Genomic DNA, 22,405 nt, shown 5'->3' on the forward strand with positions numbered 1-22,405 from the left:
TGAGAATCCGGCAAGATGACCGAGGGCACTCCATACCAACACTCGAAAGGATCGATTGAGGTTCTTTGAGTTTAGCAACTAAACTTGGGAAAGGAAATATTATGAATATCATAACCAGTCAAGATGAGAAGCTGACAACGATAGTGGGTGGCATTGCCGCAGGCGATGGCGGATGTGTTCGTCCAATAATCATTAGAAAGGGGCGCCCCGTAAAACCTCCGTTTATCTTGCCAGTGCCAGGCCCGGTAATTTACTAATAAATATATCAGGTTAGAAGACAGTCGAGTTCGTTGTTTGTTGTGTGCTCGCCAGTTGAACATTAAGCACTTCAGAATTAAGACAACCTGCATAGGGTTCGTTTTCCCATAAATGAATGTAAAAATAATACTTTGATATGGGTATTAATCCGTTCTTCACAAAACCGTCAACCTCAAAAATAGATCGAAGTATATTGGCAGGATTCCCCTTCCTTTCTCGTTTACTAGTATAAGAGAACGAAAAATATATTTGAAACCTAATAGGTATCGACTTCAAAGGTTCAATTGACATTCTGGGCTATATTCATGGCAGTCAGGCCAATTGAACAAAAGTATCAGTACAGCATGAAATAGTATTCAAGGACGATTTATGACCACAAATATGGCCGGGCCAACGCAAGAAGAACGCCATGGACTGTTTCGCAAACAGGCCGTTGAAAAGCAGCAAGACCGTTTACTGGGCGATGTCTTGGTTGTACCGCCGCTGTCCTATTTGCTAATTACCTTTGTCATCTTAATCTTCGTCGTTGCGGCCGGTCTATTGCTGTTACATGGCAGCTATGCGCGCAAAGAAACCGTGCAGGGTTTTTTGGTACCCGACCAGGGCGTGATAAAGGTCTATGCATCCACTACCGGGATAGTACGCCAAGTGTTAGTGCAAGACCGAGCCATGGTAACCGAGGGGCAAGCGCTATTTATGATCAATGGTGATCGCATCCTCACCAGCGGTGAGCACCTAGAAACCGTGCTGCTCGATGAATACCAAAGCCAGCTACAGATCCTTGAAAGTCAACTCACTCGACTGCCATCCCTGTTCAGCAACAAACAGCTGGATTTGGAACAAACCATTGCCGCAACAGATCGCCCATCGTCCATATTCAAACCCAGCAAAAGCTACTAAGCCAACAGCTGGCCCTGGCCGAACGGCAAAAGGCCAACATAGACACCCTGAGCCGCCAGGGATTGGCCTCGGATGCAGACCTTGGCAGTGCCTCCGAGAAGTTACTCAGCCTACAGGCCCAATATCAGGAACTGGCGCGTAACCTTGACGCGCAGCGCGATCTCGTTAAATCGCTAGCCCTGCAGCAAGCCGGTTTGGGTTTCGAGGAACTCAATCGTCAGGGTGAACTGCAAAACAGCCTGTCTGGTCTGGCGCAAAGCATTGCCCAGCTACATGGCGAGCGCGCCTACATCGTCAAGGCTAACCGCGCCGGCATGGTGAGCAATATCCAAGTTAGCGAAGGGCAGGAAGTGCAAAGCAGTGTGCCGCTGCTCACCATTACCCCACAGGGTAGCGAGTTGGAAGCCGAGCTACTGGTGCCGGCCCGAGCCATTGGCTTTGTCGAAGTCGGCCAGACGGTAAAGATGCGCTATTCCGCCTTTACCTTCCAAAAATTTGGCCTATATAGCGCGACCATTACCGGAGTCTCACAAACGGTATTGTTGCCCAGTGAGCTGAGCGGTGTGGCGATTAACGCGCAAGAGCCGATGTATCGCGTCACGGCCAGTTTGGAGCAGCAGACCGTCGATGCCTATGGCAAAACGTTCCCGTTGAAGGAGGGCATCTCGTTGGAGGCTGATATCAAACTGGCTGAACGGAGTCTTTTGGAGTGGTTGTTTGAGCCGTTGTTTAGTTTGAGAGGAAGACTCTAAATAAATTAATAAGGCCTAGGCAGCCTCAAAATACTAAAAGCGGTGAATAAAATACTTAAACCAAATTTGCTCATATGAGCAAATCATGTACGTACAGAGGTATGTACATGTCACCCCCAACAACCACCGAGGAAATCAACAAGATGACCAGTGTTGTTGGTATTTAAACTTGAAAGGAAATTAAAATGAATATATTAACCAATGAAGAAATGCAAGATATCAATGGTGGGGTTTGGGGTTTTGTAGCAAGAGGAGCCAGGTATGTTTATAAGGCCGCTAAGAAGGTCTTAACCTCCAAAAAAACTCTGGCTGCCGAGGCCGTATATGAAACGTCCAATACATTGTCACCCGATCAGTAGTTTCAACTTAGTAATAAGTCTGAAATATTTAATCATTAATTGAGAAACTAATATTATGAATGAAATGCTTTATCTTTTTATATGTATTATTGCTCTAATTATTTTAATATTTAATTTTAGTGATCTTGGAATTAGTAAGGCGACATTTATATTAATTTCTATCCACTTCTTATTGCCACGGATGGAGAGTGTTCTTGTGTTGATTAAAAACAAATTTATATCTTCAAAATAGATGTCGGATATTTATTCAGATTCTATTTAAGTGCAAAAGCGTAAGTTGTTGATTAAACTATATAGCCTTACGGGTGCCTTTAAAGGTAAACAGTAGTTTTATGGGCCGGAGTAGGCTCGTTGAAGGGGCTTATACTAGCTTCCAGCTTTATCAAAAGTAACAATATATGCGATTATAATTTGTTACAAATAAATTTTTATTTTATTATATTATATTAAAATTTTAAGGGGTTGAATATGAAAGAATTAAGTGTTGGTCAATGTAACCTTGTAAATGGCGGATGGATTTCTGCACTTGTGAAATCAGTAAAAAAGGTGATCAAATACGTGGCGAAGTCCAATCAAAAAACCACAACTGTTAATATCACAGCCGCTTCTGCCGGAGCTGGAGCTGGCGTCGGAACTATAGTTGGCAGTAATGAAAATTAAGAACTCTTACTAAATTAAACCCGCCATATTGCAAGTTTTAACTGTACTTTTATTATCTGCAACATGGCGCATTTTTTTAGTCAATAATCAAAAAGGACAATTTATGAATACTTTAAGCAATGATCAAATGAATCAGGTTTCTGGTGGCGCACTGGTTACTTTATTCAAGGCTGTTATAAAAGGCGCAGGATACGTAGGCACAGCAATTACAGTCTCCTATAACTCATATAAGGCTGCCAAAAAAAAGGCCTCAAGAAAATAGTAAACTGAAATCTTGAAGTAATTTGAAGTTATGCTGTTAATATTAGGTAAGATAGCTATATATTTTTTTAAGTATTAAAAAATTCCAAGCATTAGCTTGCTTGGGGTTTATTCCATTATCTACCCTTGGGTATCCTAAGGTTTATTTTCAGAGCCCAAACCACAGAGAATAGTATATTTTGAAGATACTGATATAAAGGAGAAATCGATCTGCACGATATATTGAGGGCAACTACAAATACTGAAAATCGATACATAGAAACGCTTTATAACCAATAAAGCTAACTTATCTTGAAATTACATTGGAATTACCATTATGCAAATATCCAATATTTTGAAGTTTAATTTCTGGCACGCTATCGCATACTTTATAGTTTGCACTTTTTTTTCGGTCTTTTTGTTGGATTATTTTGTAGAGTCAGAGGCCAGTTTAGACGCTTTATTTGGATTGGTTTTCTATGGTTTGATACTCTTACTAGTAACAATAAAGTATAATATTGTAGCTGAATTTTTTAAAATAAGAACAAAAATAAACGCTTACATCGATATTCTTGGGCTTACAGGAATTCTGATTACATCTAGCATTCTGATGGCTTTTTATATTTTATATATTTCCAAATATTTTAGTATTGACCTAATCGTCGGGCTATATTCAGATTTGGATATGTATCATCAAACAGATGGAAGCTACTTTTTATGGCAGAATATTATTATTTTTCTATCTATTTCTATTCTTACACCAGTGGTAGAGGAGCTTTTTTTTAGGGGCCTACTAATAGACTTACTATATAGAAAATTTACTAAATATAGTTCCGTCATTCTGAGTTCTATCGTGTTCGCAATATTGCATGTTGATTTATTAGGAGCACTAATATTTGGGATTATTTTAGGATTTATATATATTCGAACCGAGTCCTTAAGCATCCCAATATTCATTCACATCGCTAACAATACGATTGTATCTATTATTGCTGCTATTGATGAAATGGGAATATATGATATTGAAAAGGAAATTAATCACCTATTTGCGGCCAACTCTTTAATCTTTTTACTGCTCACCTCGGTACTTCTAATTATTTCATATTTTTTATTATTAAAATCATATAAAAAATTTGTATCTATTTACTCAGTTGACACTGAGAAATCAAGAATATGAAAATACTTCTTCAAACAGAAATCGCCGAATGCGGCCTTGCCTGTGTCGGCATGGTCGCAGGCCACTACGGCTACGTTTCAGATCTCTCCATGTTGCGCAACCAATTTAAGATCTCATCGCAAGGCACCAACCTCAAGCAGCTGATGGATATAGCCGCCAAACTCGAATTGGCCGGGCGGGCACTGCAACTCGATTTGGAACACCTGTCGCAACTGCAGTTACCCTGTATTTTGCATTGGGATATGAACCATTTCGTGGTGCTAAAGGCGGTCGGCAAAAATAAGGTCGTCCTATTGGATCCCGCTATCGGCGAGGTGACCTACAGCCACGACGAATTTGCCAAGCACTTTACCGGCATTGCCTTGGAACTCACCCCAACCGCCAAATTCGAGAAGAAAGAGGTGCGCCAAAGACTGAGCTTGTCCCATTTTTGGCAACGGATATTTGGCCTAAAGCGCAACCTGATCACCATTATAGTGCTGTCGTTTTTACTGCAGATATTTGCTGTGGTCGCACCCTTTTACATGCAAACGGTGGTCGATGACGTGTTATTGCGCCAGGACAGCAGTTTGCTACTGGTGCTGGCCCTGGGTTTTGGTTTGCTGATGCTGATACAAACCGCGACCAATACGCTGCGCGGTTTTATTATTTTGCACCTGTCGACCAAATTAAACTATCAGATGGCGGCCAATCTATTCCGGCACCTGATACGCCTACCGCTCGACTATTTCCAAAAACGCCACATCGGCGATGTGGTGTCTCGCTTTGGGTCCCTGCAACAGGTGAAGGATCTGCTTACCACAGGCCTGGTCAGCTCTATTGTCGATGGTGTGATGGCCCTTATTACCCTTACCGCCATGTTTATCTATTCCGTTAAGGTGGCCTTTGTCGTGCTTTTTGTGGTCGCACTGTACACGCTGCTGCGCTTTGCGCTGTATCGGCCCTTTCGCAGGCTGTCCGAAGAAAGCATCGTGGCCCATGCCAAGGAGGATTCTAACTTTATGGAGACGGTACGGGCGATCCAAACGGTTAAGCTGTTCCAACGTGAGAACGACCGGCAGAATCTCTGGCAGAATCGATACACCGAGGCCTTGAATACCGATGTCTCGTTGGCCAAATGGGGTATTGGCTACCAGACCATCAATCAACTGCTCTTTGGTATTGAAAACGTTATCGTAATCTATCTATTGGCCACGAGTGTTATGGGCAATCTGATGTCACTCGGCATGCTCTATGCCTTTATGAGCTACAAAAACCAGTTCGTCGACCGCATGGACGGCCTGATTGATATGTTGATCGAATTCAAGATGATCGGCCTACACCTGGACCGCCTGGCCGACATTACCTTTACCGACGCCGAAGATGTCGACCGCCATACGGCCAACCTACAACATCTGCCCGACATGATCGGCAAGCTGGAAGTGAAAAACCTAACCTTCCGCTATTCTGCAACCGACGATCCTATCTTCGAAAACATCAGCTTTTCCATTGCAGCCGGTCAGTCGGCCGCCATCGTCGGCCCGAGCGGTTGTGGCAAAACCACCCTGTTGAAGGTCATGATGGGCTTGCTGAAGGCAGACAGCGGCCAGGTACTGATCGATGGCGTGGACATAAATAAGCGGGACGATTACCGCACCCAGATCGCAGCGGTGATGCAGGACGACCAGCTCTTGTCGGGCTCGGTTGCAGAGAACATCGCCTGCTTTGATCCAAAATTGGATTTCGAGCGGATCGGCGCCTGCGCTGTGGCCGCTGCGGTGCACGAGGATATTCTCAAGTTTGGCATGCAGTACAACACCCTGGTCGGCGATATGGGCACCTCTCTTAGTGGCGGCCAGAAACAGCGAGTCATCTTAGCGCGTGCCCTGTACCGCGATCCCAAGCTGTTGTTCCTCGACGAAGCGACCAGCCATTTGGACTTGGACAACGAGTCGATCGTTAACGCGAATGTTAAACAGATGAATATTACCAGAGTGTTGGTGGCGCACCGGACGGAAACCGTTAAGAGTGCGGATGTGGTGATTGATTTGGGTAGGCTTAACAGTGCAAAAGATGGTAGAGACTGAATAGTTGGTGGGTGGTGATTGGGTCCGAAGTTGGTGCCTTTGCCAGAATTTAACCATGTCGATGAGAGTGGGCACGCTGAATGATGTCACTTGCCCGGCTGAACAGAGCTAGACTAGCGTCGGTTTGGTCTCTAACTCCTTAACCATCCAGGCTTCACAACCTAGGCAAATACTCCGACCTATTTGTACCTGTTAGCTTCTAGTGATTAATGAACTTAAGGCGAAGATGGGTTTGATACCAAAGGAAAATATCAAATTGTTCAGTCTTTTAAAATAGGGGGATAACCAACAGACTCAGCAAAAAATTATTTTCACTCAGATGGCAGTGATATAATTTTAATATTTATCAGTATATTTCTATATCGACAAATTTTTATCAGCCATTGTCACATTGACATGTTAAAGGATAATCTGCAGTTCAAGGGGTGGATATACAAAAAACCCATTAAATCAGTCAATTTCAATCTTAAAGAATATATTTGCGAAACGGTAATATATGCAAAAGGGAAATTAAATAATATGAATTTTGCATTAGATAATCTAAAACTAATGGGCGAAACTAGACAGCCTCATATAGACTACCTAATAGTTGAGGCCTATGAACGCCTACATGGTTTAGCGAAATCCGCCCTAGGATACTCCCGCAACAGCACAGCAATCCAAGCCACTGAACTGGTAAACGAACTCTATTTGTATTTGCGCCAAAGAGAACATCTCAATTTTAACGATAGTGCTCATTTCTTTGCAACAGTCTCTTTGAAGCTAAGGCATATATTAAACGACAAATACAAAAGCAGGTGCGCTCAGAAACGAGACTTTGGCATACGGGTTCACGAGTTCGATCTAGAAGGTATTGCATGTACTGAAAAGACGATGCTTGAAGAAATCGTTATGAAAAATCTTATTGAACAGCTAGAGCAACACGATGAGGTTTCGGCGCGAGTGACCGAATTGTTGATATTTTGGGAGTTTAGCTACCCGGAAGTGGCGAACTTACTTGGTATTAGCGAAAGGACTGCGCATCGAAAATGGCAATGGGCCATTGCTTGGTTTAAGACAGAGATTGGCCACCTAGGGAGATAGGGTCATGGAAGATGAAGGTCGGATCCTAAGAGCCCAGGAGATATTTCTCAGTTTAATAGATACCCCACGGGATGAAATTGAACGTTATTTGAAGATTCAATGCGGTGATGACCTGGTACTAACGGACTATTGTCGGCACCTAATCTTAAACAATATTCGCGATACAAGTACCGTTTAACTTTTGTATGGCAAGGAGAAGATTGCACCAATTGAAAGTGGCAAAGTTGGTGATACTTTAGGCTCTTACTACATCCGCGAAAAAATAGGTCAGGGAGGAATGGCTGAAGTCTATTTAGCTAACCGATCGGATGGAGTTCATGGTGCCGACGTAGCATTAAAGATTATTCACTGCACCGGAAATCAGGATAGACTAATAACGCGTTTTCACAGCGAAAGGAATATCCTCGCCAATCTAAAACATCCAAATATCGCCCAATTATTGGACGGAGGTACCACAGAACAGGGTCTTCCTTACTTCGTTATGGAATACATTGCAGGCGAACCCATCGACAAATATTGCCGCTCCCACCAACTATCTTTCGATGAAATATTGGCGATATTTATCAAGGTCTGTACCGCCATCGAATTTGCGCATCAAAATTTAGTTATCCACCGAGACATTAAGCCTGCAAATATTGTCGTCAATGCCAAAGGCGAGCCTATGCTATTGGACTTTGGCATCGCTAAAGTTTTACAGCCTACACCGCCAGACAATGACACTTCGACTATGTTGGCGCTCACAACTGATTATGCAAGCCCTGAGCAAATTTTAGGCGCTAATCTTACAACAGCGACAGATGTCTATTCTTTGGGAATTCTGTTATATGAACTACTTTGCGGTGTCCGACCACCACGACCTCAATTTAGAGTTTCAAATTCCGCCCTAAATTCAGTTGATTCAGGCGATAACCTAGCACCGAGTAAGTTTCTCGAAATAATACTAAAAGATGGAATTCCTTCAAGACTTGACACTAATACTTTGCATGAGCATAGGCGTAAATTAAAAGGAGATATAGATTCAATCCTAGTCAAAGCTCTTGAAAATAGTCCCGAAAATAGGTTTGTATCTGTTCAGGATTTTTCCAGAGATATTGATCGCCATTTAAGGAACTTACCCGTATCAGCCAACAACAATACGTTTATATATCGCACGAGTCGCTTCATACGGCGCAATAGACTTACCATATTACTATCTGTCATTGCTAGCACCTTGTTTTTCTCAGGTATCGGCATCCAACAGTACCGTGTTGTGTCTGAACGTGACATCGCTATTCAACAGAGAGATAAACAACAAATCACCAAGGACTTCTTGTTAAGTCTATTTGAGTCCTCGCACCCAGAGGAATTTACCGGCGAACAATTAACTGCCAAGGACATTATTGATCGAGGCTTGGCAAAAATTGAGCACGAGTTCGACTCCGAGCCAGCATTAAAAGCAGAAATAATGACCACTATGGGGGTAGACTATCGATAACTCAACGCAACCGATGTCGCCTCTACTCTTCTAAATGATGCTCTAGAATTGCGGCGCACCCTGTTTCCAGAGATCAGCAAAGAGGTCGGTGAGTCCTTGTTAGAGCTAGGAATATTAGAGTATAGACGATCGAATGCAAAGGATGCGCAAATATATCTTGAACAATCTATCCTAATCTACCAAGCCCTTGATGTTGAATATACCGAAAAACTCGCGGACGGATACCATTTGCTAGGGTATTCGCTAAGTATTCTAGGTCAGACAGAAGATGCATTGACCTCATTTGAAACGGCGAAAGTAATTCGCATTGAATATTTCGGCTCCCAACATTCAAAGATTGCCGATTCCATAAGTGCTATCGGAAGTGTGTTCAGAAAGAATCAGGATTATCAACGCAGTTTAGATTTTCAACTTGAGGCTTTTGAAATACGACAAAAATCCTTACCCCCAAGCCACCCACATTTGGCCCGAAGTTACCACTCGGTTGGTCTGGACTACTTTTCTTTAGGTGATCTGGTGAAAGCAAGGGACTATTTAGAAAAAGGCTTAGATATTTGGAAAAACGTCCATGGAGATGGGCACGAACTTTTAGGCGAATTTTATTTTCCTCTCAGCCATATTGATTATTATAATGGAAAATACGAAGAAGCTTTAGATAAGTTAAGTATAGCGAGAGAATTAAACCTCAAAAATGATGGCACTGAAGGTGTTAAGATTAACAGTCTGACTGGATTGATATATGAGGCCACGGGTGATCTAGAGCAGGGTTTGGTATACAAAGAAAAAGCTCTGGAACTCAGTCTAGAATATTATGGATCAATTCATGCACAAACGGCGAGAGAATATAATAATGTAGCGATCATCTACTCTAAATTAGGGCGCTACGATGACGCCATTTCATCCTTGACCGAGGCAATCAGCGTTAATATTAATTTATTCGGCGAATTGAACCCCAGAGTTGCCAATAATTATGATAGCTTTGGTGAAATATACTTAGACAAAGGTGACTTTGAGTTAGCATTACAGTATTACGCCAAAGCAAGGGCAGACTTTACCGCACTGTTTGGTGAAGATCACCCCGGTGTCAAGACTGCAGACAAGGGTATCGCTAAGGCACGGGAACAGTTGGATATTTAGTGTGGATGGACGCCTAATCAGGCGTTCCATAGTCCAAGCTTAAGGCAAAAATTTGAATTACTGGGTAATCCCCCCATTTTAACCGATGTTAAAAGTAGGTCCTGTTCAGCTAACGCCATCAACTCTGAATTCTTCAGACCTGTTTCAATGGAAAATTGGTATAGGTTCCTTTCGACACCCTCCATGGCAGCCAAGATGCGATCCACTTCGGTCTGACCAAAGGGTTGTGACTCCCGGAGGGCATATCTACGGGTATCGCCACACCGCTGGCCGCCACACCCAAGGCCCTGCCAATATGAGGGCGCGACAATGGTCCGTTGATCGGGCTTTATAGAGCTTTAGCGCTTCCAGTACGCTGTCCATACCGAGCTTGGGTCTAAACTTAAACCAGTCTGCGAGCGTCTTTTGGAACAGCCAGTGATCCATTGACAAACGTTATGACCAATACTACTGCTTGTATATTTATTGTACCTACAGCTGGAGATCCCTATGCGGGTTGCTGCAATCAATTTACGGGCCTTACCGGAGCAGCGTGACCTTATTGATCACGCCGCAACCTTACTTGGCAAAACTCGTTCCGACTTTATGCTAGAGGCCTCTTGTGACCGAGCCCAGTCCGTCGTGCTGGATCAGTTTCATTTCACGCTCGATGCAGATAATTTCCAACAGTTCGTCGATCTGTTAGACGCGCCACCTAAAGACAACTCGGGCCTTGAGCGCCTATTCGCAGTCAAAACGCCGTGGCACAAGGCATGAGCTTTGAACTCAAGGCCCCACAGCCACTCACTGTGGACCATTACTGCGATGATTTTTCATGCGGCGAACCGACACTGGAGGATTGGCTCAAACGCAGGGCCTTGCTCAATCAGATGAGTGGTGCGAGCCGATCAGGCGAACCGCGTATACGGCCATTACGCGCTGGTGGCGAGTGCTGTTTCACATCGAGTGGCAACCGGGAAGGTCCGCCGCAACATGCCAGAGCCAATACCGGTAATGGTCTGGCGCGTCTAGCCGTTGATCGTCAAGCACAGGGGATCAGGCTCGGCGCAGCCATGCTGCGGGATGCAGTCTATCGGGCGGTGGCCGTATCGGAGCACGCTGGCGTGTCCGCCTTACTCGTTCACGCTTTTCATGACCGAGCCAAATCCTTTTACCAACACTTTGGCTTCCAGACGTCGCCCATCAAGCCATTGGTTTTAATGTTGCCGCTTAATAGGGCTAAAATCGGATAGAGCGGCCGGAGCTTTGCGTAGCCCTGTAGAAGTTCAAAGACATAAAAAAGCCCCGAAACCTAATAATTTCGGGGCTTTCAGGGCTTTCCAGATGGTCTTGAAATGCCGTATTGGTGGAGGCGGCGGGAATCGAACCCGCGTCCGCAAATCCGCCACTCGCGGTCCTACATGCTTAGTCTCTTCTTTAATTTACCCTTGCCGTTACCGAAGGACAGGTGCGACTCGGGGAGCCTGGGATTAAATTGTCGGCGATCCGGCCTAGGCAACCTTTGCGCTTATCCTGATTTATTGACAGTCAGTAGGCTCGTTCAGGCACAAGCCAGTGACCGCCGGGCCTAGGCCCAGTTTGAAGATTATGCGGCTAGCGCGTAACCTTCGTAGTTGTCATCATTTGCAACTATGGTTTTGCAGCTTTGGTTTAACGTAATTGGCTACCATTACGACATGCACCTGGAGCTTTGTAATCCGCGTCGAAGCCAGGTCGCCCCCATTAAACTTGTCCTGGGTGACAGCCCGATAGCGCTAGTCTGTCACGGCCCACCATAAAGAGGGGCACACCAGTGGAAATTTGCAGGCTCTTTTGCAAGAGTGGCTCGGCGTACAAATCAACCGATAAGGCTATGGGTGCGAACCCCATAACCAATACGCAGTATAACGAACTGCAGCGGCTTTGCCTATGACGATTTTAGCTTCAGCGTAGGCAGGGGAGCATCCGACCAAAGGGTCGAAATAGCTCGAAAGGCTAATGAATTGAGGCCCATTGGAACGGCCAGGCAAACTGACTCGCCCTCACCCGTTAGGGCGAGGCCGGTGTTTGCGGTCGGCTTGGAGGGTGGAGGTTTTTTGTGGCCTTAGCGGTTATAGGCCTTGACGATGCGTAACTTATCCCGGCTCCATTCCTTGTCTTTCTCGGCGGCGCGCTTGTCGTGATCTTGCTTGCCTTTGGCCAGCGCTATCTCGGCCTTGATCTTGTTGCCTTTCCAGTACACGGCCAAACAAACGGCAGTGAAGCCACTCTGGTGCACATTGCGCTCCAGCTTGTCGATTTCCTTACGGTTCAACAATAGCTTGCGGGTCCGGGTCGGCTCGGCGATCACGTGAGTCGAGGCGGTATTTAGCGGGGTAATGTGGGCGCCGATTAAGAAGGCTTCGGCGTCCTTAAAAATCACATAGCTATCGATCAGCTGCAACTTGCCAGCACGCATGCTTTTTACTTCCCAGCCCATAAGCGATAAGCCGGCTTCGTATTTATCTACTATCAGATAATCGTGCCGAGCTTTCTTGTTTAGGGCGATGGTGCCACCAGAGGTGGACTTCTTCTTTTTATCTTTACTCATGGTCGCGATTATAAGGCTTTTTGCCGGCGCTGCATCTTAAAACTAGACAAAGGCATGATTATCAAAGGATTAAATAGAGGTTATGCTAACGAACATCTTGGGCAAAGTGCTCGATCCATCGTATGCTCCCTTTTTGACAGGTAGGCAAACTCACGTGTTAGGCATCTTTGTGCTCTTATTATTCTGGCTGCTCGGTTCGGCCTTGGTGGCCGTTCTGGCTTGGCCCATTCCCGGCAGCGTGGTCGGCCTGCTCGGACTTTGGCTGGCCTTGGTAGTCAACGGTGGTGTGCCCGACTGGCTGAAGAAGCCCTCTAGCCTGCTGATCCGCTATCTGACGCTATTGTTTGTGCCAGCCGGTGTCGGCTTGATCGACCACTGGGACCGGCTTATGAGTCACGGCATTGCCATGTTGGTCATTATCGCCATCAGCTCGGTACTGACCGCCGTTGTTATGGTGCTGATCTTTAGAGCGGGGCGGGCCAGCTCATGACCGATGCCATCCGCATGCTGCTGGCGCTGGTCGGCACAATCGGCTTCTACCTCTTGGCCGAGCAGCTTTACATCAGGCTGCACCGTTCGCCGCTGGTGCACCCGGTGTTGGTGAGCATCTTCGGCCTGATCGGGGTCTTAACCTGGCTCGACTGGGACTATGCCACCTATCAACAAGACACCTTTTTTATTCATTTTTTGCTCGGGCCGGCCACCGTGGCCTTAGCCATCCCGCTTTACGAACAGATGGCGCTGGTGCGCAAAATGGCCGTGCCGCTACTGATCGCGGCCTTGGTGGGCGCATTGGTCGCCGGCGCCAGTGCCGCCTTGCTCAGTGCGCTCTGGACGGGCGACACATTGCTGAGCCTGAGTTTGATCGCCAAGTCTGTAACCACGCCTATTGCGATGGATATCTCGGCAGTCTCCGGGGGCAGCCCGTCGCTCACCGCCGGTATTGTACTGTTTACCGGGGCGATCGGCTGTTTGTTGATTCCCTTAGTGTTGCGCCTGATGCGCGTTCACGATGATGCCATTCATGGCTTTGTCTTGGGCCTTACCGCACACGGCTTCGGCACCGCCCAGGCGTTTGATCGGTCGGTTACCTGTGGCGCCTTTGCAGGTCTGGCGATGAGCCTGACCGGGGTAATCAGCGCCTTTGTGATCCCGGTGACGCCCTTGGCCGATTGGGTGCGAGTTATCATCGGGCTTTAGGTGCGGGCTCTTTGGTTGTGGGCTCTTTGGTTGTGGGCTCTTTGGTTGTGGGCTCTTTGGTTGTGGGCGCTTTACCTGAGGGGGTTGGCTGAGGCCTGGGGTTTTAATCGCAACAGGCCGCATTGGTTCCAGCTTGCCGGGCGAAGGGCCGGCACGGTTAAACCCCTCGCGAGCGGATACCTCTTGCGCTAACTCAGCTTGCGTAACATTAACCCAGCGCGTTGGCCGATCGGCACCTGTCCATTGGGAAAAACCAGGTATTCAGGTTCATCGCCGACCCGATATTCGTGCTCCCCGTCCTGCCAAATCAATTGACCGGGTAGAAATTCGGCGAAGTTGGCGCTCTCATCGGCCACCAGAAACTGCCACTGCTCGCTGGTGCGTTCAATTTCATGGCATACGCTAAAGCAATCGACCGGCCGCGCCGATCGGTTGGGCAAGGCATCCCCACTGATCAACTTGCGCAACGCCCCGTCAATGCCGCTGAACTGGCTTAGGTCGTTTTCTCCGAAGGGCTTTACCTTGCCCAGCTCAAGGGTAAAGCTCTGCGCCTGCTGGGTGCTCGCGCTGAACGAGCTAAAGGTATTGCCGGCACGTTGCTGCAACAACAGGGTCTGAATATCGGCTTGGTCGAGAAAGGCTTTCTGGCTGTCGGGTATCTTGCGGTCGGCGACGAAGGGGTATAGTGCAAAGCGCGCGCGGGCACTGTCCTTGATAGCGGTGTGGCAGTCATAGTGAAAGCGCTGCGTCACGGTGACCGGCTCTTCGGCATAGAAGTTCGCTACATAGGCTTCCAGCTTGGCCGCACGCTTAACTTCCTTAAGCGTCAGATCCTGGTGTTGCCATTGGCCGCAAAACAGTCGATTCATATTCAGGTCGACAAAGCGCTCGGCGGCGACCATTGACCAGGGGTTAGCGAGAATAAACAGGATCCGCTGACCACACTTCTGCTCTTCGGCTAATAGGTCATCGATAATCCGGCTGATAATTTCGATCGGGGCGGTCTCGTTGCCGTGCACGGCACAGGAAATAACCAGTGAGGTGTCGCACGCGGTATTGGGTTCGAACTTAATCACCCCGGTATCGAGAAAGGTCACCTCGGTGCCGGCCGTTAAAAAGTCGTGTTGGCGGACGTGCGGTGCATCGGCGTTGGCTAGGGTGTGCGAAATAATACTGCTGTGCGTGTCGAACATGCGGACTCCGAAAAATAGTGGCCTGGACTATCGGGGCTGCAAGTGCCCCAACATTCTCTTTTCAATCTGTTTAAAGATGGCCAGTATGCCAAAGGTAATACAGAGGTAGACCAGACCAATGGAAATAAAGGCTTCGAACGGGGCGTAGTAGCGCGCGTAAATATCGCGCGCCGCGCCCAACAGATCTATCAAGGTGACCAGCGAGGCGATCGAGCTGGCATGCAGCATAAAGATCACCTCGTTGCTGTAAGCAGGAATGGCTCGACGAAAGGCGCTCGGCAGTATGATCCGGCGCATTCGCTTGGCCCAGCTCATGCCATAGGCCTTGGCGGCCTCGATCTCACCGCGCGGGGTTGCTTCTATGGCGCCGCGGAAGATTTCGGTGGTGTAAGCGGCGGTGTTCAAGGCAAAAGCGATCAAGGCGGGATAGAAAGCCCCCTCGAAAATCACCCACCAGATAGAGTCCTGGAAACCCTCGATCAGGGTCACACCGTAGTAGATCATATAGAGCTGAATCAATAACGGCGTGCCACGGAATATGTAGGTAAAGAACCAAACGGGCCAATTGATAAAGCGGTTTTTCGAGGTGCGCATAATCGCCAAGGGCACCGCCAATAGGCCGCCTACCAAGAGCGAGAGGAACACCAGCTGAACCGTGGTGACAAGTCCGTCCCAGTAGTGATACCAGGTCTCGGGATTACTGAAAATTGAAATGGCCGATTCAATCATTATCTATCCCCTCTCCAGGCCGGCGCTGTAGCGCACATTCAAATGTTTGAACACCAGATCCGACAGGGCCGATATGGCTAAATAGACCAGGGCCGCCGGCAATAAAAACTTAAAGGGTTGACCGGTGCTCTTCGACGCTTCACTGGCCAAGCGGACCATATCGGCCAGACCAATGACACTGACCAGAGCCGTGGTCTTGAGTAGCACCTGCCAATTGTTGGCCAAACCGGGTATGGCGTGGCGCATCATCTGCGGAAACAAAATCCGCCGAAAGACCTTCATCGAACTCATTCCATAGGCTTTCCCGGCTTCAATCTGGCCCACGTCGACAGCCATAATGGCACCGCGAAAGGTCTCTGACATATAGGCCCCAAAGATAAAGCCGATGGTCAGAACGCCGGAGGTGAATTCGTTAAAGGGCAGGAAGATGTCGATCTGCCCGTCGGACACATTGTAGAGCATATCGAAGAAGGCATTGACCATGATCTGGCCGCCGTAAAACAGCAACATCATCCAGACCAAGTCGGGTACGCCGCGAATCAGGGTGGTGTAAAAGATTGAAACACCCTTGGCCAGTCTATTATTCGACATTCTACCCAAGGCGCCAAATAGGCCGAGAATGAAAGCCAACACCAGCGACAACAGCGCCAGTTCAATGGTTAGAATTGCGCCACCGAAAATACCGGGGCCATAACCTTGAAAGTCAAACATCAATGGTTCTCTCTATAGCGCTCTGCAGACATGAGTATTCCGCTCTGTATTGACTGTTTAGGATCAACAATTAATAGAGAGCGTAACAAAACTGAATAGATTGGGGCTGTAAAAACAGCGCCCCGCGACCTGCTCGTGCAGGAAGGGGGCACAGTCGCTATTACATTTTGATGCTATAGCTGAAATAACGGTACATTATTTCGTCATAGGTACCATCTTGCTTGAGCTTATCCAGTGCCTTGGCAACGGCTGCTTGCAGATCGACATCACGCTTACGGAACGCAGCACCGGCGCCTTCACCGAAGATGCGCACCGGATCTTTCATCATTTCGCCCACCTGAACCACATCAGAACCTTCACCGAGCATTTCCATGCCCACTGGCGCGTCGATAAACATCGCGTCCAAACGGCCGCCTTTGATATCGACGATCATGTCGTCGGCCGTGGTGTAACGGACCACTTCGGCGTCGGTAACAAATTCAGTCACGTAGGTGTCTTGCACTGTTGCACGCTGCACACCGACACGCTTACCGGCTGAGTTGGTTGGGTCAAAGTTGGTCGATGAGAAGAAGGCCGACGGTGTGGTGTAATAGCCCGGCGTAAACAGGACGCGCTTCTGGCGCTCGGCGTTGATCGACATAGAAGAGAAGATCATGTCGTATTTACGGGCTAGCAGGCCAGGAATAATGCCGTCCCATGCTTGGATAATCCAATCACATGCCTTACCGGTCACTTCCATACAGACCTTGTCGCCCAGCTCAATTTCAAAACCGGTCAGGCTGCCGTCCGGTGCCTTATATTCAAACGGTGGATAAGGCGCATCGACACCGACTCGAATGGAGTCCCAATCTTTTGCGTCAACGGCTGAAACAACAGCCAATACAGTTGCCAGGGCTAAAAGCGTTTTTTTCATTGTGTGTGCTCCGTCATTATGTGTCTGAGTCGAGCCTTAGGGCTCTGTTCTTTTTTGTGTAAACCGGATAGATCGGGGTACTGCATCGGCCTGGCCAAAAGAGGCCAGACCTTCTTTTTTTCACTCTACCACTAACCGCTAGTATTTGGGTGAAAGAAACTGTTTCATACGCTCGGAACTGGGGTTGGCAAAGACGTCTTGCGGGTTACCCTGCTCCTCGATACGCCCCTCATGCAGATAGACTACATGGTTGGAGACGTCCCGAGCGAAGGACATCTCATGGGTCACGACGATCATGGTACGGCCTTCTTCAGCTAGGCCGCGCATCACCTTGAGGACTTCACCGACCAATTCTGGGTCGAGTGCCGAGGTCGGCTCATCGAACAACATAACCGTTGGGTTCATCGCCAAGGCGCGGGCGATGGCGGCACGTTGTTGCTGGCCACCAGACAGATGGGCGGGATAATAGTCCCGGCGATCGAATAGACCGACTCGGTTTAAGTGCTCCTCCGCCCGCTCAATAGCCTCGGCCTTGCTGATGCCGAGAACATTGATCGGCGCTTCAATAATATTTTCCATCACGGTCATATGCGACCAGAGGTTAAAGCTTTGGAACACCATGGCCAGCCGAGCCCGAATCTGCTCGACTTGGCGAATATTGGCCGGCACACGCAATCCGCGCTTATCGGTTTTGAACTCGATCGTCTCGCCGTGTACCTGAATATCGCCCGACGTGGGCACTTCGAGTAGATTGATGCAGCGCAAAAAGGTCGACTTACCCGAGCCCGAAGAGCCTATCAGTGAGATCACGTCCCCTTTGTGAGCGCGCATCGAGATACCCTTAAGCACCTCATGGTCACCGAACTGTTTGTGGATGTCGGTCGTCACTAACGCCGGGGCGTCTACTGCCATGGGGCTTTCCTCTTTATGCCTAAGATCAGCCCGGGTAAGGGAAACTTAGTCTTTAGGGCTGTTATTGTTTTTCTATCAGTCATTCTGACCAATCTTAGCATGAATTGTAAACCACAATATCACCCGGCATTTTTGCCTGTGCGACATCTGATGCTGTTGTTTAGGTCATTTGAGCTCGGCACCATGAACCCTGCAACGGTTCCCCGTGCCACGTCATAACGATACGCAGGGGTATAAAAAAGCTGCGCGCTTGGACAAAATATTCAGTTGGATCCATTTCACATCTTGCCCTCCGGATTCGCCTGCACTATTGTGTTCGCACTCAGCCGGCAAACTGCAATACAGTCTTGCCAAATAAAAAAAGAGGCGCGTATCACGCTTTTACGCAAGCCTTAAACTCAATGATGTCGCTTCTGCATAAATTGCAGACGACTCAAAGGAGCACTCTACTGATGAACAAAAGCATATCTCTATTCGCCACCGCAACCCTAGCTGCGACCCTTGCAGCTGGCGCTATGGCCGCACCGAAAACCTTTGTGTATTGCTCTGAGGCGAGCCCCGAAGGTTTCAACCCGGCATTTTACTCCTCCGGCACCACCTTTGATGCCTCCGCAAAAACCTTATTCAACCGTCTGGTAGAGTTCGAGCGGGGCGCCACCAATATCGTGCCGGGCCTGGCCGAGAGCTGGACCGTGTCAGACGATGGCAAAACCTATACCTTTAATCTGCGCAAGGGTGTGAAATTCCACCAACGCAATGATTTCCGTGCCTCGCGTGACTTTAACGCCGACGACGTGCTGTTCAGCATCAACCGTCAGCTGAAGGAGAGCCACCCGTACCATGCTGTCAGCGGTAAGTCATATGCCTACTTCGGCTACATGGATATGGCCAACATCATCGCCTCGGTCGAAAAACTGAATGACTATTCAGTGCGCTTTAATCTGAATTCAGCCGATGCAACCTTCCTGGCCAACATGGCGATGGATTTTGCGTCCATTAACTCGTCTGAATACGCCGATGCCATGATGTCAGCCGGAACACCTGAACAGTTCGATAAGACGCCCATCGGCACTGGCCCGTTCATCCTGGCGCAGTATAAGAAAGATTCGGTCATCCGGTATGTTGCCCACAACGCCTATTGGGAAGGTAAGTCTGCTCTGGATCGCCTGGTGTTCTCCATCACCCCAGACGCCAGCGTACGCTATGCCAAGTTGCAGAAAGGCGAGTGTCATATGATGCCGTACCCGAATCCGGCTGACGTAGCGGCGATGAAGCAAGACAGCGACATCACGGTATTGGAGTCCAATGGTCTTAACGTCGGTTACTTGGCGTTTAACGTCCAAAAAGCCCCATTCGACAACCAATTAGTGCGTCAGGCATTGAACATGGCAACTAACAAAGAAGCCATCTTAGAAGCGGTTTATCAGGGTGCCGGTGCGGTTGCCAAGAACCCAATTCCACCAACTATGTGGTCTTACAACGACAACGTTGTTGACTACGCTTACGATCCATTAGAGGCCAAGGCTTTGTTAAGCGAAGCGGGCTTCCCGAACGGTTTTGAAACCGACATTTGGGCTATGCCAGTGCAGCGTCCATACAATCCGAATGCCCGTCGAATGGCGGAAATGATGCAGGAAGATTGGGCCAAAATCGGTGTGACGGCTAATATCGTCTCATACGAATGGGCTGAGTACCTAGAGCGCACTAAGAAGGGTGAGCACCAGACGGCCATGTTGGGCTGGACGGGCGACAATGGTGATCCGGATAACTTCCTTTATGTACTCTTAGGCTGTGATTCCGGCGGTGGTAACATCGCGTCCTGGTGCAACCAGGAATTCCAGGGTTTGATCGAAGAAGCCAAGGTCACTGCAGACATCGCTGTCCGCACCTCGCTCTATGAAGAAGCTCAGGTTATCTTCAAGGAAGACGCGCCATGGATCACTGTTGCCCACTCGGTGGTATTTGAACCGATGCGCAAAGAAGTCACCGGTTACAAGATGAGCCCATTCGGTGCTCACGATTTCTACAGTGTTGATCTAGCCGAGTAACCATCCGGCTTTGCTCTATAGCAAACTAAACGGCGCCTGCAGACTGTCTGCCGGCGTCGTCTTTTTTCCGTTCAGGATCTCTCATGTTTCAATTTATTCTCCGTCGCTTGACCATGGTCATTCCAACCTTTGTTGGCGTCTCCATACTCACTTTTTCGCTTATCCACATGATTCCAGGCAATCCCGTTACGGTAATGGGTGGCGAACGTGGATTTTCGGCTGAACAGACCGCCGAGATCACCGCCATGCTGGGCTTGGATAAGCCGCTTTGGCAACAGTATTTTGTCTACGTTGGCAATGTCTTGCAGGGTAATTTAGGCACTTCCTTTATCACCCGCGAACCGGTCTTGGATGAGTTTTTAACCCTCTTCCCGGCCACAATCGAACTATCATTCTTTGCCGCCCTATTTGCCCTATCGATCGGCTTGCCGCTGGGCATTATCGCAGCCACCAAACGCGGCAGTTTCTTCGATCACAGCGTAATGACCATCTCATTGACCGGCTATTCGATGCCGATCTTTTGGTGGGGCCTGCTGTTAATACTCTTGGTCTCGATCAACCTCGACCTGACCCCTGTCGCGGGTCGCATCGATGTGCTCTATTGGGTCGATGAGGTGACCGGTTTTATGCTGATCGACGCTTGGTTGTCGGGTGAAGCAGGCGCGGTGAAATCTGCCGCAGCGCACCTGGTGCTGCCCAGTATCGTCTTGGGCACCATCCCGATGGCGGTGATCGCTCGGATGACCCGATCCTCCATGCTCGAAGTGCTCGGCGAGGACTATATTCGCACCGCCCGTGCCAAAGGCCTGTCGCCCTTTCGGGTCACCATGAAGCACGCCTTGCGCAATGCCTTGATTCCGGTCGTGACCGTGATCGGGCTGCAGGTTGGTACCCTGCTCAGTGGTGCCATCCTAACCGAGACCATCTTTGCCTGGCCCGGCATCGGCAAATGGTTAATCGAGGCGATCGGCCGGCGCGACTATCCAGTGGTTCAAGGCGGTCTGTTGATGATTGCGAGCATCGTGATTGTCGTCAATCTGTTGGTCGACCTGACCTATGGCATCATCAATCCACGTGTACGACACAGCAAATAGGAGTCGTCATGACACAGGCTGATCCAACCACCACAGTCCCACACCAATCGGTATCGACCGCCCCGGCGCCGCGTGCGCCATGGGCCGAGTTCTGGTTCTACTTCAAACAAAATAAGGGCGCCGTGATCGGCTTCGCCTATATCTGCTTTGTGGTCTCGATTGCCCTGCTGGCCGATCTGCTGGCACCGCACTCTTCCACCGAACAGTTTCGCGACTTTATTCTTACCCCGCCGGCCTTTTCCGACGGCGGCCAGATGCAATTTCTGCTCGGCACCGATGGGGTTGGGCGCGATATATTGTCTCGGCTAATGCACGGCGCTCGTCTCTCGCTCTTTATCGGCCTGGTGATTGTCAGCATCTCACTGGTACTCGGCATCTGCTTTGGCCTCATCGCGGGTTACTTCGGCGGCCTGCTCGATACCACTATTATGCGCCTGAGCGATATACTGCAATCCTTGCCGGCCCTGCTGCTGGCGATTGCGGTGGTAGCGGTACTCGGACCGAGCATCGTCAATGCTGCTCTGGCCTTGTCCTTGGTCTATTTACCGCACTATGTCCGCCTGACCCGGGCGTCGGTCTTGGCCGAGCGGCATCGCGACTATGTCGTCGCCTCCAGCGTCGCCGGCGCCAGTGCATGGCGTCTGATGTTTATTACCATCCTACCCAATTGCTTGGCCCCGCTGATCGTGCAGGCCACCCTAGGCTTTTCCAATGCCATCTTGGATATGGCCGCACTCGGTTTTCTCGGCCTGGGCGCCCAACCGCCGCTACCGGAATGGGGCACTATGCTCGCCACCGCGCGGGAATTTATTCAGAGTGCTTGGTGGGTGGTGACCTTCCCAGGCTTGGCCATCCTGACCACGGTGTTGGCCTTTAATCTAATGGGTGATGGCTTGCGTGATGCCCTCGACCCCAAACTGAAACAATAGG

The 22,405-nt window shown here is 48.8% G+C and carries 24 protein-coding genes and 1 other RNA gene; 18 read left to right on the forward strand and 7 right to left on the reverse strand.

Going from position 1 to position 22,405, the window contains the following annotated elements:
• Window positions 1-627 precede the first annotated feature (627 nt).
• The 13 genes from REIFOR_RS14795 to REIFOR_RS14850 all read left to right on the forward strand — a co-directional run bounded on the left by REIFOR_RS14795 (window position 628) and on the right by REIFOR_RS14850 (window position 11,338).
• Window positions 628-1,158, forward strand: coding sequence for an HlyD family secretion protein (locus REIFOR_RS14795; RefSeq protein WP_100258294.1), 531 nt, complete (start codon window positions 628-630; stop codon window positions 1,156-1,158).
• 62 nt (window positions 1,159-1,220) lie between these two features.
• Complete coding sequence (locus REIFOR_RS14800) at window positions 1,221-1,910, forward strand: beta-barrel domain-containing protein (protein WP_100258295.1); 690 nt, start codon at window positions 1,221-1,223, stop codon at window positions 1,908-1,910.
• Window positions 1,911-2,095: 185 nt separating this feature from the next.
• Window positions 2,096-2,269 carry a hypothetical protein gene (locus tag REIFOR_RS16870; protein WP_158524404.1) on the forward strand — a complete coding sequence of 58 codons (174 nt, stop codon included), beginning with the start codon at window positions 2,096-2,098 and terminating at the stop codon, window positions 2,267-2,269.
• 468 nt (window positions 2,270-2,737) lie between these two features.
• The gene (locus REIFOR_RS14805) at window positions 2,738-2,929 is read left to right on the forward strand and encodes a hypothetical protein (protein ID WP_100258296.1); all 192 of its coding nucleotides are present in this window, start codon (window positions 2,738-2,740) and stop codon (window positions 2,927-2,929) included.
• 103 nt (window positions 2,930-3,032) lie between these two features.
• The gene (locus REIFOR_RS16800; RefSeq protein WP_145980311.1) at window positions 3,033-3,191 is read left to right on the forward strand and encodes a bacteriocin; all 159 of its coding nucleotides are present in this window, start codon (window positions 3,033-3,035) and stop codon (window positions 3,189-3,191) included.
• A 315-nt stretch (window positions 3,192-3,506) separates the two neighbouring features.
• Window positions 3,507-4,346, forward strand: coding sequence for a CPBP family intramembrane glutamic endopeptidase (locus tag REIFOR_RS14810; protein WP_100258297.1), 840 nt, complete (start codon window positions 3,507-3,509; stop codon window positions 4,344-4,346).
• Window positions 4,343-6,412 carry a peptidase domain-containing ABC transporter gene (locus tag REIFOR_RS14815; RefSeq protein ID WP_100258298.1) on the forward strand — a complete coding sequence of 690 codons (2,070 nt, stop codon included), beginning with the start codon at window positions 4,343-4,345 and terminating at the stop codon, window positions 6,410-6,412. The genes REIFOR_RS14810 and REIFOR_RS14815 overlap by 4 nt, the downstream gene beginning before the upstream one ends.
• A 396-nt stretch (window positions 6,413-6,808) precedes the next feature.
• Window positions 6,809-7,495: an ECF-type sigma factor gene (locus REIFOR_RS14820; RefSeq protein ID WP_100258299.1), complete on the forward strand. Its 687-nt coding sequence runs from the start codon at window positions 6,809-6,811 to the stop codon at window positions 7,493-7,495.
• A gap of 4 nt (window positions 7,496-7,499) precedes the next feature.
• Window positions 7,500-7,673, forward strand: a complete 174-nt coding sequence (locus REIFOR_RS16875) for a hypothetical protein (RefSeq protein WP_158524405.1) — start codon at window positions 7,500-7,502, stop codon at window positions 7,671-7,673.
• A 3-nt stretch (window positions 7,674-7,676) separates the two neighbouring features.
• Window positions 7,677-8,969 carry a serine/threonine protein kinase gene (locus REIFOR_RS14825; protein ID WP_145980312.1) on the forward strand — a complete coding sequence of 431 codons (1,293 nt, stop codon included), beginning with the start codon at window positions 7,677-7,679 and terminating at the stop codon, window positions 8,967-8,969.
• Between the two features lie 96 nt (window positions 8,970-9,065).
• Window positions 9,066-10,106, forward strand: coding sequence for a tetratricopeptide repeat protein (locus REIFOR_RS14830; protein ID WP_158524406.1), 1,041 nt, complete (start codon window positions 9,066-9,068; stop codon window positions 10,104-10,106).
• Between the two features lie 489 nt (window positions 10,107-10,595).
• Window positions 10,596-10,862: a type II toxin-antitoxin system TacA family antitoxin gene (locus REIFOR_RS14845; protein ID WP_100258303.1), complete on the forward strand. Its 267-nt coding sequence runs from the start codon at window positions 10,596-10,598 to the stop codon at window positions 10,860-10,862.
• Window positions 10,859-11,338, forward strand: coding sequence for a GNAT family N-acetyltransferase (locus tag REIFOR_RS14850; RefSeq protein ID WP_227003701.1), 480 nt, complete (start codon window positions 10,859-10,861; stop codon window positions 11,336-11,338). Before REIFOR_RS14845 ends, REIFOR_RS14850 begins: the two co-directional genes overlap by 4 nt.
• A gap of 111 nt (window positions 11,339-11,449) precedes the next feature.
• Here the strand turns inward: REIFOR_RS14850 and ssrA are convergent.
• Window positions 11,450-11,827, reverse strand: a transfer-messenger RNA (tmRNA) gene (gene ssrA, locus REIFOR_RS14855).
• A 362-nt stretch (window positions 11,828-12,189) separates the two neighbouring features.
• Window positions 12,190-12,675 (reverse strand): SsrA-binding protein SmpB, encoded by a 486-nt coding sequence (smpB, locus tag REIFOR_RS14860; RefSeq protein WP_100258304.1) that lies wholly within the window; start codon window positions 12,673-12,675, stop codon window positions 12,190-12,192.
• 169 nt (window positions 12,676-12,844) lie between these two features.
• On the opposite strand from smpB, the gene REIFOR_RS14865 reads away from it, so the two are divergent.
• Window positions 12,845-13,165 (forward strand): CidA/LrgA family protein, encoded by a 321-nt coding sequence (locus tag REIFOR_RS14865; RefSeq protein ID WP_158524407.1) that lies wholly within the window; start codon window positions 12,845-12,847, stop codon window positions 13,163-13,165.
• A complete protein-coding gene (locus tag REIFOR_RS14870; RefSeq protein WP_100258306.1) occupies window positions 13,162-13,875 on the forward strand; it encodes an LrgB family protein in 714 nt (237 codons plus the stop codon). Before REIFOR_RS14865 ends, REIFOR_RS14870 begins: the two co-directional genes overlap by 4 nt.
• Window positions 13,876-14,063: 188 nt before the next feature.
• On the opposite strand, the gene astE is transcribed toward REIFOR_RS14870, so the two are convergent.
• The 5 genes from astE to REIFOR_RS14900 all read right to left on the reverse strand — a co-directional run bounded on the left by astE (window position 14,064) and on the right by REIFOR_RS14900 (window position 18,333).
• Window positions 14,064-15,068, reverse strand: a complete 1,005-nt coding sequence (gene astE, locus REIFOR_RS14880) for a succinylglutamate desuccinylase (protein WP_100258307.1) — start codon at window positions 15,066-15,068, stop codon at window positions 14,064-14,066.
• Window positions 15,069-15,095: 27 nt separating this feature from the next.
• Window positions 15,096-15,797, reverse strand: a complete 702-nt coding sequence (locus tag REIFOR_RS14885) for an ABC transporter permease (RefSeq protein WP_100258308.1) — start codon at window positions 15,795-15,797, stop codon at window positions 15,096-15,098.
• A 3-nt stretch (window positions 15,798-15,800) separates the two neighbouring features.
• Window positions 15,801-16,508, reverse strand: coding sequence for an ABC transporter permease (locus tag REIFOR_RS14890; protein WP_100258309.1), 708 nt, complete (start codon window positions 16,506-16,508; stop codon window positions 15,801-15,803).
• A gap of 160 nt (window positions 16,509-16,668) precedes the next feature.
• Complete coding sequence (locus REIFOR_RS14895) at window positions 16,669-17,421, reverse strand: transporter substrate-binding domain-containing protein (RefSeq protein ID WP_100258310.1); 753 nt, start codon at window positions 17,419-17,421, stop codon at window positions 16,669-16,671.
• 138 nt (window positions 17,422-17,559) lie between these two features.
• Window positions 17,560-18,333: an ABC transporter ATP-binding protein gene (locus REIFOR_RS14900; protein ID WP_100258311.1), complete on the reverse strand. Its 774-nt coding sequence runs from the start codon at window positions 18,331-18,333 to the stop codon at window positions 17,560-17,562.
• Between the two features lie 452 nt (window positions 18,334-18,785).
• Between REIFOR_RS14900 and REIFOR_RS14905 the strand changes: the two genes are divergently transcribed.
• From REIFOR_RS14905 to dppC, 3 genes are all read left to right on the forward strand, one after another.
• Entirely contained in the window at window positions 18,786-20,381 is a 1,596-nt protein-coding gene (locus REIFOR_RS14905; protein ID WP_100258312.1) for an ABC transporter substrate-binding protein, read from the forward strand.
• Between the two features lie 83 nt (window positions 20,382-20,464).
• Entirely contained in the window at window positions 20,465-21,475 is a 1,011-nt protein-coding gene (locus REIFOR_RS14910) for an ABC transporter permease subunit (protein ID WP_100258313.1), read from the forward strand.
• Window positions 21,476-21,483: 8 nt separating this feature from the next.
• Window positions 21,484-22,404: a dipeptide ABC transporter permease DppC gene (gene dppC, locus REIFOR_RS14915; protein WP_100258314.1), complete on the forward strand. Its 921-nt coding sequence runs from the start codon at window positions 21,484-21,486 to the stop codon at window positions 22,402-22,404.
• Window position 22,405: the final 1 nt, after the last annotated feature.

This window comes from Reinekea forsetii (assembly GCF_002795845.1).
Lineage (GTDB): Bacteria > Pseudomonadota > Gammaproteobacteria > Pseudomonadales > Natronospirillaceae > Reinekea > Reinekea forsetii.

What these genes read in the sequence shown, in the direction of transcription:
- astE (WP_100258307.1), bottom strand. Translation starts at nt 15,068, where the DNA reads ATGTTCGACACGCACAGCAGTATTATTTCGCACACCCTAGCCAACGCC.
- REIFOR_RS16875 (WP_158524405.1), top strand. Translation starts at nt 7,500, where the DNA reads ATGGAAGATGAAGGTCGGATCCTAAGAGCCCAGGAGATATTTCTCAGT.
- REIFOR_RS14905 (WP_100258312.1), top strand. Translation starts at nt 18,786, where the DNA reads ATGAACAAAAGCATATCTCTATTCGCCACCGCAACCCTAGCTGCGACC.
- REIFOR_RS14890 (WP_100258309.1), bottom strand. Translation starts at nt 16,508, where the DNA reads ATGTTTGACTTTCAAGGTTATGGCCCCGGTATTTTCGGTGGCGCAATT.
- REIFOR_RS14885 (WP_100258308.1), bottom strand. Translation starts at nt 15,797, where the DNA reads ATGATTGAATCGGCCATTTCAATTTTCAGTAATCCCGAGACCTGGTAT.
- REIFOR_RS14895 (WP_100258310.1), bottom strand. Translation starts at nt 17,421, where the DNA reads ATGAAAAAAACGCTTTTAGCCCTGGCAACTGTATTGGCTGTTGTTTCA.
- dppC (WP_100258314.1), top strand. Translation starts at nt 21,484, where the DNA reads ATGACACAGGCTGATCCAACCACCACAGTCCCACACCAATCGGTATCG.
- REIFOR_RS14870 (WP_100258306.1), top strand. Translation starts at nt 13,162, where the DNA reads ATGACCGATGCCATCCGCATGCTGCTGGCGCTGGTCGGCACAATCGGC.
- REIFOR_RS14805 (WP_100258296.1), top strand. Translation starts at nt 2,738, where the DNA reads ATGAAAGAATTAAGTGTTGGTCAATGTAACCTTGTAAATGGCGGATGG.
- REIFOR_RS16870 (WP_158524404.1), top strand. Translation starts at nt 2,096, where the DNA reads ATGAATATATTAACCAATGAAGAAATGCAAGATATCAATGGTGGGGTT.
- REIFOR_RS14820 (WP_100258299.1), top strand. Translation starts at nt 6,809, where the DNA reads ATGTTAAAGGATAATCTGCAGTTCAAGGGGTGGATATACAAAAAACCC.
- REIFOR_RS14795 (WP_100258294.1), top strand. Translation starts at nt 628, where the DNA reads ATGACCACAAATATGGCCGGGCCAACGCAAGAAGAACGCCATGGACTG.
- REIFOR_RS14910 (WP_100258313.1), top strand. Translation starts at nt 20,465, where the DNA reads ATGTTTCAATTTATTCTCCGTCGCTTGACCATGGTCATTCCAACCTTT.
- REIFOR_RS14850 (WP_227003701.1), top strand. Translation starts at nt 10,859, where the DNA reads ATGAGCTTTGAACTCAAGGCCCCACAGCCACTCACTGTGGACCATTAC.
- smpB (WP_100258304.1), bottom strand. Translation starts at nt 12,675, where the DNA reads ATGAGTAAAGATAAAAAGAAGAAGTCCACCTCTGGTGGCACCATCGCC.
- REIFOR_RS14900 (WP_100258311.1), bottom strand. Translation starts at nt 18,333, where the DNA reads ATGGCAGTAGACGCCCCGGCGTTAGTGACGACCGACATCCACAAACAG.
- REIFOR_RS14845 (WP_100258303.1), top strand. Translation starts at nt 10,596, where the DNA reads ATGCGGGTTGCTGCAATCAATTTACGGGCCTTACCGGAGCAGCGTGAC.
- REIFOR_RS14815 (WP_100258298.1), top strand. Translation starts at nt 4,343, where the DNA reads ATGAAAATACTTCTTCAAACAGAAATCGCCGAATGCGGCCTTGCCTGT.
- REIFOR_RS14810 (WP_100258297.1), top strand. Translation starts at nt 3,507, where the DNA reads ATGCAAATATCCAATATTTTGAAGTTTAATTTCTGGCACGCTATCGCA.
- REIFOR_RS16800 (WP_145980311.1), top strand. Translation starts at nt 3,033, where the DNA reads ATGAATACTTTAAGCAATGATCAAATGAATCAGGTTTCTGGTGGCGCA.